General features: G+C 71.3%; 12 protein-coding genes and 2 tRNA genes. 11 read left to right on the forward strand and 3 right to left on the reverse strand.

Annotated features, from left to right (window positions below):
- Positions 1–53: 53 nt before the first annotated feature.
- Complete coding sequence (locus LZG04_RS37890; RefSeq protein WP_233826456.1) at positions 54–1,163, reverse strand: DnaJ domain-containing protein; 1,110 nt, start codon at positions 1,161–1,163, stop codon at positions 54–56.
- 58 nt (positions 1,164–1,221) lie between these two features.
- Between LZG04_RS37890 and LZG04_RS37895 the strand changes: the two genes are divergently transcribed.
- From LZG04_RS37895 to LZG04_RS37905, 3 genes are all read left to right on the forward strand, one after another.
- Positions 1,222–1,295: transfer RNA gene (locus LZG04_RS37895), tRNA-Arg, on the forward strand.
- Positions 1,296–1,368 (forward strand) — tRNA-OTHER (locus LZG04_RS37900). It begins immediately after the preceding tRNA gene.
- A 70-nt stretch (positions 1,369–1,438) separates the two neighbouring features.
- Complete coding sequence (locus tag LZG04_RS37905; protein WP_233826464.1) at positions 1,439–1,687, forward strand: Prokaryotic metallothionein; 249 nt, start codon at positions 1,439–1,441, stop codon at positions 1,685–1,687.
- 6 nt (positions 1,688–1,693) lie between these two features.
- Here LZG04_RS37905 and LZG04_RS37910 read toward each other — a convergent pair whose 3' ends face one another.
- Both LZG04_RS37910 and LZG04_RS37915 read right to left on the reverse strand, forming a co-directional pair.
- Positions 1,694–2,173 carry a hypothetical protein gene (locus LZG04_RS37910; RefSeq protein WP_233826466.1) on the reverse strand — a complete coding sequence of 160 codons (480 nt, stop codon included), beginning with the start codon at positions 2,171–2,173 and terminating at the stop codon, positions 1,694–1,696.
- A gap of 140 nt (positions 2,174–2,313) precedes the next feature.
- Entirely contained in the window at positions 2,314–3,120 is an 807-nt protein-coding gene (locus LZG04_RS37915) for a metal-dependent hydrolase (RefSeq protein WP_233826468.1), read from the reverse strand.
- 284 nt (positions 3,121–3,404) lie between these two features.
- Here LZG04_RS37915 and LZG04_RS37920 point away from each other — a divergent pair, with 284 nt between their 5' ends.
- The 8 genes from LZG04_RS37920 to trpS all read left to right on the forward strand — a co-directional run bounded on the left by LZG04_RS37920 (position 3,405) and on the right by trpS (position 12,171).
- Entirely contained in the window at positions 3,405–4,625 is a 1,221-nt protein-coding gene (locus LZG04_RS37920) for an NADP-dependent isocitrate dehydrogenase (RefSeq protein ID WP_233826470.1), read from the forward strand.
- Between the two features lie 174 nt (positions 4,626–4,799).
- Entirely contained in the window at positions 4,800–5,114 is a 315-nt protein-coding gene (locus LZG04_RS37925) for a hypothetical protein (RefSeq protein WP_233826472.1), read from the forward strand.
- A 12-nt stretch (positions 5,115–5,126) separates the two neighbouring features.
- On the forward strand, positions 5,127–5,345 hold the full coding sequence (locus LZG04_RS37930; protein WP_233826474.1) for a hypothetical protein: 219 nt from the start codon (positions 5,127–5,129) through the stop codon (positions 5,343–5,345).
- Between the two features lie 9 nt (positions 5,346–5,354).
- Positions 5,355–6,161 (forward strand): exodeoxyribonuclease III, encoded by an 807-nt coding sequence (locus tag LZG04_RS37935; RefSeq protein WP_233826476.1) that lies wholly within the window; start codon positions 5,355–5,357, stop codon positions 6,159–6,161.
- A 182-nt stretch (positions 6,162–6,343) separates the two neighbouring features.
- The gene (locus LZG04_RS37940) at positions 6,344–8,026 is read left to right on the forward strand and encodes a TIGR03767 family metallophosphoesterase (protein ID WP_233826479.1); all 1,683 of its coding nucleotides are present in this window, start codon (positions 6,344–6,346) and stop codon (positions 8,024–8,026) included.
- 82 nt (positions 8,027–8,108) lie between these two features.
- Positions 8,109–10,628 (forward strand): bifunctional FO biosynthesis protein CofGH, encoded by a 2,520-nt coding sequence (locus LZG04_RS37945; RefSeq protein ID WP_233826481.1) that lies wholly within the window; start codon positions 8,109–8,111, stop codon positions 10,626–10,628.
- Between the two features lie 162 nt (positions 10,629–10,790).
- Positions 10,791–11,078, forward strand: a complete 288-nt coding sequence (locus LZG04_RS37950; RefSeq protein WP_233826483.1) for a hypothetical protein — start codon at positions 10,791–10,793, stop codon at positions 11,076–11,078.
- A gap of 94 nt (positions 11,079–11,172) precedes the next feature.
- The gene (gene trpS, locus LZG04_RS37955; RefSeq protein ID WP_233826485.1) at positions 11,173–12,171 is read left to right on the forward strand and encodes a tryptophan--tRNA ligase; all 999 of its coding nucleotides are present in this window, start codon (positions 11,173–11,175) and stop codon (positions 12,169–12,171) included.
- Positions 12,172–12,186: the final 15 nt, after the last annotated feature.

Raw genomic sequence — 12,186 nt, forward strand, 5'->3', positions numbered from 1 at the left:
CCGCCGCCACATGCGCCATTCGGCTGACCGGTCCTCCGGCGCGGACCCGCGACCTAGCCCCGCGAGATCGGCACGACCTGCGCGATCAGCAGGCGCAACGCCTCCCGGTCCACCGTGGCCGGGTCCTCGGCCAGCCAGTCGCCGATCTCCTCGACGAACTGGGCGGGCGTCATCGGCGGCACGACGGCGTCGGCCGGCTCCTCGGTGGTCACCACGCCGTCACGGCTCGGGTAGATCAGCAGCGCGGTGCGGATGTCCAGCCACGGCAACAGCTTCCGGTACACCGCGAGGCTGCGCGGCATCCGCATGCCGCCGCCCCGGAACGGGTGGCCGTTGCGCCACACCGTGCCGTCGTCCTCGGCCTCGTAGTGCCCCGGCAGCCACGACTTGGACTCGATCAGCACGAGCCTGCGCCCGCACAGCACGGCGTGGTCGACGTCGGCGAACACCGAGCCCGGCCAGGCCAGGCCGTGGAAGATCCGCGCGCCGGGCAGCCGGGTCAGGTACTGGCTGAGCAGGTCGGCGGTGAGCCGTTCGCAGACCCGGTCGTCCGTGGTCCCGTGCACCACGCCGGTGTCGTGGTCCGCGGTGAACGCCCGGTCGGCCCGCACCGCCGCCAGGTACCGCCGCACCAACCGGAACGCCGCCGTCGCCGCGGCGGCCACCAGCAGCAGCCACACGCCCAGCGCCAACGGCGAGAAGTCGATCACCACCACCGGCAGCAGCAGGAAGAACCAGCCGCACACGGCCGCCAACGCGGGCGCGTGCCCGGGACCGGCGGCCGGTACGTACCGCACGCGCTGCCCGACGTCCACCAGGTGCCACCACGCGAGGCCGCCGAGGTCCACCGCGGGCTTCGGGGGTACGAAGTCGGGATCCTCGCCGAAGTTGCGCAACCGACCGGTCCGGCCGGAGCGCGGCGGGCGGGTCGGCGACGTCGGTCGTGCCCCCGGACGGGTGAACGTCCAACCGCGGTCGTAGTCACGCCGGCGCGCGGGATCCCGCAGGGTGTCATATGCCTCTTGCAGCATCCGGAACGTGCCGGAGGACCCGCCCGCGTCGGGGTGCATCACCTTGGCCAGGGAGCGGTAAGCGGACTTGATCTCCGCCTCGGACGCGTAGCGGCCGACCCCGAGGAGTTCGTAGTAGTCGACTCCGCGCACGAGGGCAGACCTTAGCGGCCCTGTCTCCGGGGCCGCGGTCATGGTTAGTGTTGGGCGGGAGCCCGGTAGCGCAGTGGTTGTCGCGCCCTCCTGCGCGGAGGGAGGACGCCGGTTCGAATCCGGCCCGGCTCGGGACCATGTAGCGCAGTGGTTGACGCGCCCTCCCCCGGGAGGGAGGACGCCGGTTCGAGTCCGGCCTGGTCCGCTCGGTCGACCACCGTGCCCCGCACGGGGTCCGAGTTGCCGGTGTCCGCCGACCGGCGCAGTCTTCGGCCATGGCGACTTGCGACGTCTGCGGCAACGACTACTGGATGGCCTTCGAGGTCCGCACGGTCGGCGGTGGCGTGCACACCTTCGACAGCTTCGAGTGCGCGATCCAACGCCTCGCCCCGCGCTGCGAGCACTGCGACTGCCGCATCCTCGGCCACGGCGTCGAGGTGCAGGGCCGGTTCTTCTGCTGCGCCCACTGCGCGGACAGCCTCGGCGCCGAGATCAGGGACACCGTCGGCGCGCACCCGGGCTGAGCGCCCCTAGCCGCAGTGCAGCACCAACCGGCCGTTGACGAACGTCGGTTGCAGGTCGCCGCGCGCGTCCACGCTCTTCGTGCCGTGCGGCAGGACCTCCTCGATCGCGCTGAACGCGATGATGTCCGAGACGCCGTAACGGCCGCGCAGCGTGCGCTGGCCGGGGAACCGCAGCGCCCGGCCCTCCCGCCGGTCGCGGTGCGCCAACGCCGCCCGCAGCGCGCCCCTGGTCAGCTCCTCGGGCCCGGCCAGCAGCCGCAGCGAGCCGTCGTGCACGGCCACGCCGTAACCCCGCTCGATCAGCGTCGACACGGTGTTCTCCGACGGCTGGTCGGCGAGCCGGAACGACATCGCGTGCCGGTCCTCCACCTCGTGCACGCACACGAGCTGGGCGTGGAACAGCAGGGTCTCGTACAACGACACCGCGATCCGGTCCGCGGTCGCCCGGTCCCGGTGACCGGCGTTGAGCCCGAGCCAGGTGGTCATCCGGCGGCCTCGACAACGTTGTCGTGCGTGGGGTGGGGCACGAACTCCTCCTCGGCGCGATCGGCGCGGGACGGGATTTCGGAGGAGGCTAGTCCGATCGGGTGATGTTGTGTAGCCGCCGAATGGCCGTCATCCGAAATCTAGATCGGCAGCAGGTCGAAGCTCTCGAGGAACGGCAGCGCGCCCGCCCGTTGCAGCGCGGCGGCGGACAGCCAGATGCTCAGGATCGTGATCAGCGGGCCGACGATCGCCATCTCGACCGTGCCGCCGGTCTTCATCCGCATGATCTTCGGCGGCGCGACCGGGAACCACGTCTTGCCCATCAACGGGATCGGCCACAGGATCGGGCAGCCCTGCTCGGTGATCGCGTCACCCAGGTAGTGGGCCACGCAGCCCACCCCCACGGCCACCCCGCACGCCGCCGCGCTGGCCGGCGTCTGCGCCGTCCAGGCCACGCACGCGACCGTGATGGCGGCCGAGGCGCCGGTGATGAGCAGGGCGTCCTTCTGCGGGCACCAGTCGTTCATGATCCCGCGCACGGCCAGGCCCGCGAACACGAACATCAGCGCGGGCAGCGCCCACTTCTGCGACTGCTGCACCACCGCGGTCGTGCCGACGGCGGCGGCCAGCGCGAACGCCAGCGTGTGCGTCAGGCCGCGGTGCCCGCCGTCGCGGTTGGAGTCCTTGCGGGTGCGCGTGGTGCGGTAGACGAACGAGCTCACCGTGTTGATCAGGGCCGACGCACCCGCGCTGACCGGGCCGAACGTGCGCGAGATCGTCGAGGACGGGTGGTCGAGGTCGGGCAGCAGCGCGGCGCCGGTGGCGAGCACCGCGCCGACCGCCCAGCTCTGCGGCGTGAGCTGGCCGATGGGGTGGTTCTCGGCTATCGCGGTCACCGCCGCCCAGGCCAGCAGACCGCTCATGGCGTGGGTCGGACCCGTCGACAACGCTGCCCCCTTGATCACTCGTACGGGTCCGAGGTTAGCCGGACGGGTGGGGGAGCAGGGCGCAATCCGCGAACGCGTGTTCGAGTGTCGCGGTGTGCCTCCCGGTGCGGCGGGCCGACGGCGGTGCTGGTTGTATTGGACCCGAGAACCCATGTGCCACCGGCGGCCCGCGGTGTCGGCGCGGATGTGACGCCGTTCCCTTTTTCCGCCCTGGTGGAGGCAAGCGACCCGACATAGCAGTACGCTTGTCTTGCTTGCATTGTCGCGAGAGGAGCGCCCGGAGTATGGGCAAGATCAAGGTTCAGGGGACCGTCGTCGAACTCGACGGCGACGAGATGACGCGGATCATCTGGCAGTTCATCAAGGACAAGCTGATCCACCCGTACCTGGACGTCAACCTCGAGTACTACGACCTGGGGATCGAGTACCGGGACGCGACCGACGACCAGGTCACGATCGACGCCGCGCACGCCATCAAGAAGCACGGCGTCGGCGTCAAGTGCGCCACCATCACGCCCGACGAGGCGCGGGTGGAGGAGTTCGGCCTGAAGAAGATGTGGGTCTCGCCCAACGGCACGATCCGCAACATCCTCGGCGGCGTGGTGTTCCGCGAGCCGATCATCATCTCCAACATCCCGCGGCTGGTGCCGGGCTGGACCAAGCCGATCATCATCGGCCGCCACGCCCACGGCGACCAGTACAAGGCGACCAACTTCAAGGTCCCCGGCGCGGGTGAGCTGACCATCACGTTCACGCCCGAGGACGGCTCCGAGCCGATCCAGCACGTGGTGGCCAACTACGGCCCCGACGGCGGCGTCGCCATGGGCATGTACAACTTCAACAAGTCCATCGAGGACTTCGCGCGGGCCTCGTTCTCGTACGGCTTGCAGCGGAACTACCCGGTGTACATGTCGACCAAGAACACCATCCTCAAGGCGTACGACGGTGCGTTCAAGGACATCTTCCAGCGGGTGTTCGAGGAGGAGTTCAAGGCGCAGTTCGACGCGGCGGGCCTGACCTACGAGCACCGCCTGATCGACGACATGGTGGCCGCCGCGATGAAGTGGGAGGGCGGCTACGTCTGGGCGTGCAAGAACTACGACGGTGACGTGCAGTCCGACACGGTCGCGCAGGGCTTCGGCTCGTTGGGCCTGATGACCTCGGTGCTGATGACGCCGGACGGCAAGACCGTCGAGGCCGAGGCCGCGCACGGCACCGTGACCCGGCACTACCGCCAGCACCAGGCGGGCAAGCCGACGTCCACCAACCCGATCGCGTCGATCTTCGCGTGGACCGGTGGCCTGAAGCACCGCGGCAAGCTGGACGGCACGCCGGAGGTGACCGGCTTCGCGGAGACGCTGGAGCAGGTCATCGTGGAGACCGTCGAGAGCGGTCGGATGACCAAGGACCTGGCCGTGCTGGTGAGCAAGGACCAGGAGTGGCTGACCACCGAGGACTTCCTCGGCACGCTGGACGAGAACCTGCAGAAGAAGATGGCCGGCTGACGCCTGCCCTTCGGCTCGCGCGATCAGGGGACTGCCTCCGGGCGGTCCCCTGATCCGTTTCCGTAGTGGTGTCACCCGTCCGGTTCCCCGGTGGGGTGGAAAGTGCCCGCGGCCGGTCCACGGCCACCCCGCACGCGCTATATCTGCACTTCGGCAGAGGTGTCGGGAGGCGTGATGTTCGGGATTCCGGTGCGCGGCATGGTCGTCGTGGGTGTGCTCGCGGCGGCCGGGTTGATGTACGTCGCCAACGACGGCAAGAAGCTCGGGGTGGAGGAGGTCGCCGCCCGCGAGTGCAAGGTGACGGTGATCGCGGACATCCTCAACGTGCGCTCCGGGCCCGCCGACACCCAGCCGATCGTGGCGACCATGCCGCGTGACGCGGTGGTGCGGGCGGAGCCGAGGGTCGAGAACGGCTTCCGGCTGCTGACCGACGGGCGTTGGGTGAAGAACGAGTTCGTGGCACCCACCTCGGACAGCGGCTGCACGTGATGTGATGGACGGGTGTTCTTCAAGTGGCGGTCGTTCCGGCGTGACGTGGTGACCTGCGCGTGCGAGCCGGAGTGGCCGGGTCTGCGCGCGGTGGTGGACGGGCACGAGGTGGCGGGGGTGCCGTCGCCGGGCGGCAGCAGCCCGCTGGTGCTGATGCTGGGGTTGTCGGCGTCGTGCACGGGCTGCGGGGCCGAGTACCCGTACGGCTGGGCCGTGGCGGATCGCCGTTAGGCTGCCGCGGTGCTGACTGTCTCCACGATCAACGTCAACGGGTTGCGCGCCGCCGCGAAGAAGGGCTACCTGGAGTGGCTGGCCGCCACGTCGGCCGATGTCGTGTGCCTGCAGGAGGTGCGGGCCGAGCCGGGTCAGCTGCCGGACGAGGTGCGTTCGCCGCGAGGTTGGCACGTGGCCCACGCGTACTCGGAGGTCAAGGGGCGCAACGGGGTCGCGGTGCTGACGCGCGAGGCGCCGCGGGCCGTGCGGATCGGGTTCGGGGTGGCCGAGTTCGAGCACTCGGGGCGTTACGTCGAGGTGGAGCTGGCCGACGTGGTCGTGGCGTCGCTGTACCTGCCCAGCGGTGACGTCGGCACGCCGAGGCAGGACGAGAAGGACCGGTTCATGGCCGCGTTCCTGCCGTACCTGGTGGAGCTGCGCGAGAAGGCCGCCGCCGACGGGCGCGAGGTCCTGGTCTGCGGCGACTGGAACATCGCCCACCGGCCGGAAGACCTCAAGGCGTGGAAGACCAACCAGAAGTCGTCGGGCTTCCTGCCGGAGGAGCGCGCCTGGCTGGACCGCGTCTTCGGCGAGGCGGGCTACGTCGACGTGGTCCGCTCCCTGCACCCGGACGTGACGGGCCCGTACACCTGGTGGTCCTACCGCGGCAAGGCGTTCGACAACGACTCCGGCTGGCGCATCGACCTGCACGTCGCCACGGAGGGCATCGCGGCTGCGGCCACGTCCGCTGTGGTCGAGCGCGCGGCCACCTATGCCGAGCGCTGGTCCGACCACGCGCCGGTGACCGTGAGCTTCGACTGGCCGAGGGCCTGACTTCGGGGTTGGTCCGGCCACGCGCCGGTCACGGTCGTCCGCGGCGGCTGAAAGCTCTGCGCCGCAACGGAACCGATCCACCCGACGATCGACTTCGCTCGTTCGGCCGCACTTCGTCCCGGGTTCGTGACCCGCTCCACGGTTCGTGAGAAGTTTTCACTAACCGAGACAGGGGGCGTTCGATGGGGATCAGCCGGCGGCGTTTCTTCCAGGCGACGGGTGCGGCGGGCGTCGGGCTGTTGTGGGGCGGGCCCGCCTGGGCGGCCACCACGGGCACGACGTTGGACGAGGCGGCGACGGCGGTCGGCACGGGCTACCGGAGGTTGCAGGCCGGGCCGGGGTGGCCGCTGGTGGTGCGGTCCGACCTCGCCCCGCCCGGCGCGGGACGGGCGGATCGGCGCACGCCGCTCGCCTGCTTCGTCCAGTTCACCGACATGCACATGGTCGACGCGCAGAGCCCGGCCCGCTTCGAGTACACCCACCCGCTGCTCGGCGCCGGCGCGTTCCGCGCGCACGAGACGCTGGCCCAGCACACGTCCACCGCGCTGGTCCGCAAGGTCAACGCCATCCGCACCGGGCCGTTCACCAACCGCCCGGTCGACTTCATGGTCACCACGGGCGACAACACCGACAACCACGAGCTCGTCGAGCTGGACTGGTTCCTCACCGTCCTCAACGGCGGCCGGATCACGGCCAACACCGGCGACCCCACCCGCTACGAGGGCGTGCAGGACTCCGGCGTGAAGACCTACTGGAACCCCGGCTCCACCCTCCTGGACGACTACAAGGCCAAGGGCTTCCCGCACCTGCCCGGCCTGCTCGACGCCGCCATCCGCCCGTTCGACAGCCCCGGCCTGGCCATCCCCTGGTACTGCACGTTCGGCAACCACGACGACAGCGTGGTCGGCTCCCTGCCCGACGGCCTGCAGCTGATCGACGGCCTCTACACCTCGAACCGCAAGGTCATGGGCTTCTCGGACGCGCAAGCCGCCCGCCTCGCCCGCGCCATGACCGACCCCGCGCACGTGCTGGACGCGGCGGCCGTCGTCGCCGAGGGCGGGCTGGTCCGCACGGTCACCCCGGACGCCCGCCGCCGCCCGTTCACCACGGCCGAGTTCGTCCAGGCCCACCTCGACCCGCGCCACACCGGGCCCGGCCCGCACGGCCACGGCTTCACCGAGGACAACGCCGACGGCGTGGACGTCTTCTACACGTTCCCGATCGCGCCCGGCGTCACCGGCGTCAGCCTCGACACCACGACCACCGCGGGCTTCGCCGACGGCTCGATCGGCCTGCACCAGTACCTGTGGCTGGAGCGCACGCTGCGGCGAGGCAGCTCCCGCTACTACGACGCGTTCGGCTTCCCGCACCGCCAGGACGTCACCGACGAGCTGTTCATCCTGTTCAGCCACCACACGAGCTGGACGATGGGCAACGTCCTGCCCGACCGCCGCCGCCCGCTCGACCCGCGGCTGGACGGCAAGGCGCTGGTGGACCTGCTCGGCCGGTTCCCCAACGTGGTGGCCTGGGTCAACGGCCACACCCACGAGAACCGGATCGTGCCGCACGGCACGGGCGAACGGGCGTTCTGGGAGATCAACACGGCCGCGCACGTCGACCACCCGCAGCACGCCAGGATCATCGAGCTCGCCGACAACGGCGACGGCACGTTGTCGTTGTTCACGACCCTGGTCGAGGGCGACGCGCCGTACCAGGTCGACTACGACGACTCCTCCCCGCGCGGCCTGGCGTCGCTGGCCCGCGAGTTCGCGTTCAACGACCCGCACGCGAACCCGGACGCCGTCGGCGCGCCGACCGACCGCAACACCGAGCTGCTCGTCGCCGGGAGGGCGCCGGTCCGCTGACGCCCACCGGCATCCGGCTGCGCTTCGTGTCGGACGTCACACTGCGCGTGATCAGGAATTTTCCACACCTAATGTCGTTGTCGTGCCCGTGGACATCTCGATCACCCCGCCGGAACCGACGCCCAGCGCGTCGGCGATGCGCCGCGCGTTGCGCCGTGCCGCCGACGGCGCGGTGCTCGACCTCACCGAGGCGGCCGTGCTGCTGCACGCCCGCGGTGACGACCTCGACGCGCTGCTGGACGCCGCCGGCCGGGTCCGCGACGCCCACCTGCTGGCGGAGGGGCGGCCGGGTGTCGTCACCTACAGCCGCAACGCCTTCATCCCGCTGACCCGCCTGTGCCGGGACCGCTGCCACTACTGCACGTTCGCCACGGTCCCGCACAAGCTGCCCGCCGCGTTCCTGGAGCGCGACGAGGTGCTCGACATCGCCCGCCGGGCCGCCGCCCAGGGCTGCAAGGAAGCGCTCTTCACGCTCGGCGACCGGCCCGAGGAGCGGTGGCCGCAGGCGCGCGAGTGGCTGGAGGCGCGCGGCTACTCGTCCACGCTGGACTACGTGCGGGCCAGCGCGATCGCCGTGCTGGAGGAGACCGGCCTGCTGCCGCACCTCAACCCCGGCGTGCTGAGCTGGGAGGAGCTGCAGCGGCTGCGGCCGGTCGCGGCCAGCATGGGGATGATGCTGGAGACCACGGCCGAGCGGTTGTGGAGCGAGAAGGGCGGGCCGCACTACGGCAGCCCGGACAAGGAGCCCGCGGTCCGGCTGCGGGTGCTCACCGACGCGGGCCGGGTGAACGTGCCGTTCACCACCGGCGTGCTGATCGGCATCGGCGAGACGATCACCGAGCGCGCCGAGTCCCTGCTGACCATGCGCGGCGTCGCGCGCCAGTACGGGCACGTCCAGGAAGTGATCATCCAGAACTTCCGGGCCAAGCCGGACACCGCGATGCGCGGCATGCCCGACGCCGACCTGCACGAGCTGGCCGCCACGATCGCGGTGGCGCGGCTGGTCATGCCGTCGTCCACGAGCGTGCAGGCCCCGCCGAACCTGGTCGGCGGCGAGTTCGGGCTGATGCTGCGCGCCGGCATCGACGACTGGGGCGGCGTGTCACCCGTGACGCCGGACCACGTCAACCCCGAGCGGCCGTGGCCGCAGGTCGACGTGCTGGCCGAGCACACCCGCGCGGCCGGGTTCGAGCTGGCCGAGCGCCTCGCCGTGTACCCGCGGTACGTGACCGCGCCCGCCGGGCAGTGGATCGACACCCGCCTCACCGCGCACGTGACCGCGCTGGCGCGCCCGGACGGGCTGGCCGAGCCGGACGCCCCGGTCGTCGGCCGCGAGTGGCAGGAGCCCGACGGCGGCCTCGACACCTACGGCCGTGCCGACCTGAACACCGCCATCGACACCGAGGGTCGCACCGAGGACCGCCGGGGCGACTTCGACAGCGTCTACGGCGACTGGGCGTCGTTGAGCGTCCCCAAGGCCCTCGAACGGCTGCCCGAGGACACCGCGCGGGCCCTGAGGTTGGCCGCCGACAGCCCCGAGAAGCTCCTGGACGACACGGACGCGGCCATGGCGCTGCTGACGGCCGACGGCGCGGCGCTGGAGACCATGGCGCGGCTCGCCGACGAGCTGCGCGCCGAGGTGGTCGGCGACGACGTCACCTACGTGGTCAACCGCAACATCAACTTCTCGAACGTCTGCTACGTCGGCTGCCGGTTCTGCGCGTTCGCCCAGCGCGAGCGCGACGCCGACGCGTTCCGGCTGTCCGTGGCCGAGGTCGCCGACCGCGCCCAGGAGGCGTGGGACGCGGGGGCCACCGAGGTCTGCATGCAGGGCGGCATCGACCCGAAGCTGCCGGTCACCTACTACGCCGACGTCGTGCGCGCGATCAAGGCCAGGGTGCCGGGGATGCACGTGCACGCGTTCAGCCCGATGGAGGTCGTCAGCGCGGCGGCCAAGGCGGGCGTGAGCGTGCGCGAGTGGCTGACCGAGCTGCGCGACGCGGGCCTGGACACCATCCCGGGAACCGCCGCCGAGATCCTCGACGACGACGTGCGCTGGGTGCTGACCAAGGGCAAGCTGCCCGCCGCGACCTGGCTGGACGTGGTCGCCACCGCGCACGAGGTGGGCATCCGCTCGTCGTCCACGATGATGTACGGCCACGTGGACCACCCCGGCCACTGGCTCGGCCACTTCCGGGCGCTGGCGGCGTTGCAGGACCGCACGGGCGGGCTCACCGAGTTCGTCGGCCTGCCGTTCGTGCACCGCAACGCGCCCATCTACCTGGCCGGCGTGGCGCGTCCCGGCCCCACGCGGCGCGACAACCGGGCCGTGCACGCGTTCGCCCGGCTCGCCCTGCACGGCCGCGTGGACAACATCCAGTGCTCGTGGGTCAAGCTGGGCGACGAGGGCACCGCCGAGGTGCTCCGCGGCGGCGCCAACGACCTTGGCGGCACCCTGATGGAGGAGACGATCAGCCGCATGGCGGGCTCCGAGCACGGCTCCGCCCGCACGGCCGAGCAGCTGCGCGCCACGGCCGCGCTGGCGGGTCGCCCGGCCCGGCAGCGCACTACGACATATGGCCCAGTGGGCGCGGTGAGGTAGCCCCCTGCGGGCAGGGGTGAGGGCGGCTGTGGTTAGTCTGCCGCCGGCCGTGTTTACCCGAACCGAACATCGCAGCCCAACAGCTTCGGTAGGTTCGCGGCCGGCCGTCAACAAGGTTCACTCCTCCGTGGAGTGGCACGGTGTTGGTGAGGAGGCTGGGCGGTGCGCGGTCGCGGTGCGGTCCTGGGTCTGGTGCTGGGCGCGACGTCTTCCCTGGTCGTCGCGGGTGTGGCGGAGGCTGCCGACGGTGCGGTGGCGGCCCCGGTCTCCTTGGAGGCGCCGGTCGGCATCGTCGCGGTGGCACTCGGCGCGATCGGCCTGGTGTTCGGCCTGGTCCGCCGCCGCCGGACCGCGGTGGTGCGCACGGCGGCCAACCAGCTCGTCGTCCCCCAGGTGAGCGCGGGCGGCGACGGCGCGGCCGAGGTGCGGCCCGCCACCACCGGGGTCTGACCGGCCTGGGAGAATCGTCGGCGTGGTCGTCGAAAACTCCACGGGGAACGCCGCAGGCCAGGCCGCGGCCCCGTCTGCCGAGAACCCGGCTCCGGTGAGCCGCCCCCGCGTGCTGTCGGGCATCCAGTCGACCGCCGGTTCCTTCCACCTGGGCAACTACCTGGGCGCGCTGCGGCAGTGGGTCGCGTTGCAGGACGCGCACGACGCGTTCTACTTCATCGCCGACCTGCACGCGATCACCGTCGAGCAGGACCCCAAGGTGCTGCGGCACAACACCCGGGTCTCCGCCGCGCAGCTGCTGGCGCTGGGCGTCGACCCCGACCGGTCCACGCTGTTCGTGCAGTCGCACGTGCCCGAGCACGCCCAGCTCGGCTGGGTCCTCCAGTGCCTGACCGGTTTCGGCGAGGCCAGCCGGATGACCCAGTTCAAGGACAAGTCGGCGCGGCAGGAGGCGGGTGTCGGCGTCGGCCTGTTCACCTACCCGATCCTGCAGGCCGCGGACATCCTGCTGTACCAGGCGCACTACGTGCCCGTCGGCGAGGACCAGCGGCAGCACCTGGAGCTGACCCGCGACCTGGCGCAGCGGTTCAACACCCGCTACGGCAAGACGTTCCGGCTGCCCGAGCCCTACATCGTCAAGGACACCGCGAAGATCTACGACCTGCAGGACCCGACGTCGAAGATGTCGAAGTCCGTGCCGGCGGGCGTGGTGGAGCTGCTGGAGGACCCGAAGCGGTCGGCCAAGAAGATCCGCTCGGCGGTCACCGACACCGGCCGCGAGATCGTGTACGACCCGGAGCACAAGGCCGGCGTGAGCAACCTGCTGGTGATCTACTCGGCGTTGACCGGGCGTTCGGTCGACTCTCTGGTCGCCGACTACGACGGCAAGGGCTACGGCGACCTCAAGAAGGACCTCGGCGAGGTGTTCACCGAGTTCGTGACCCCGGTGCGGGCGCGGGTGGCCGAGTACCTCGACGACTCCGCCGAGCTGGACAAGGTGCTGGCGCGGGGCGCGGAACGGGCGCGCGAGGTGGCGGCGAAGACGTTGGCGCGGACCTACGACCGGATCGGTTTCCTGCCGATTGGCGGGTGATCGGCGCACGGACTA

It is taken from the genome of Saccharothrix sp. S26 (genome assembly GCF_021390395.1).
In the GTDB taxonomy this organism is placed as follows: domain Bacteria; phylum Actinomycetota; class Actinomycetes; order Mycobacteriales; family Pseudonocardiaceae; genus Actinosynnema.

Excerpts from the sequence above, each read along its gene's own strand:
- LZG04_RS37940 (WP_233826479.1), top strand. The coding sequence starts at position 6,344 with ATGGGGATCAGCCGGCGGCGTTTCTTCCAGGCGACGGGTGCGGCGGGC.
- LZG04_RS37920 (WP_233826470.1), top strand. The coding sequence starts at position 3,405 with ATGGGCAAGATCAAGGTTCAGGGGACCGTCGTCGAACTCGACGGCGAC.
- LZG04_RS37925 (WP_233826472.1), top strand. The coding sequence starts at position 4,800 with ATGTTCGGGATTCCGGTGCGCGGCATGGTCGTCGTGGGTGTGCTCGCG.
- LZG04_RS37910 (WP_233826466.1), bottom strand. The coding sequence starts at position 2,173 with ATGACCACCTGGCTCGGGCTCAACGCCGGTCACCGGGACCGGGCGACC.
- LZG04_RS37905 (WP_233826464.1), top strand. The coding sequence starts at position 1,439 with ATGGCGACTTGCGACGTCTGCGGCAACGACTACTGGATGGCCTTCGAG.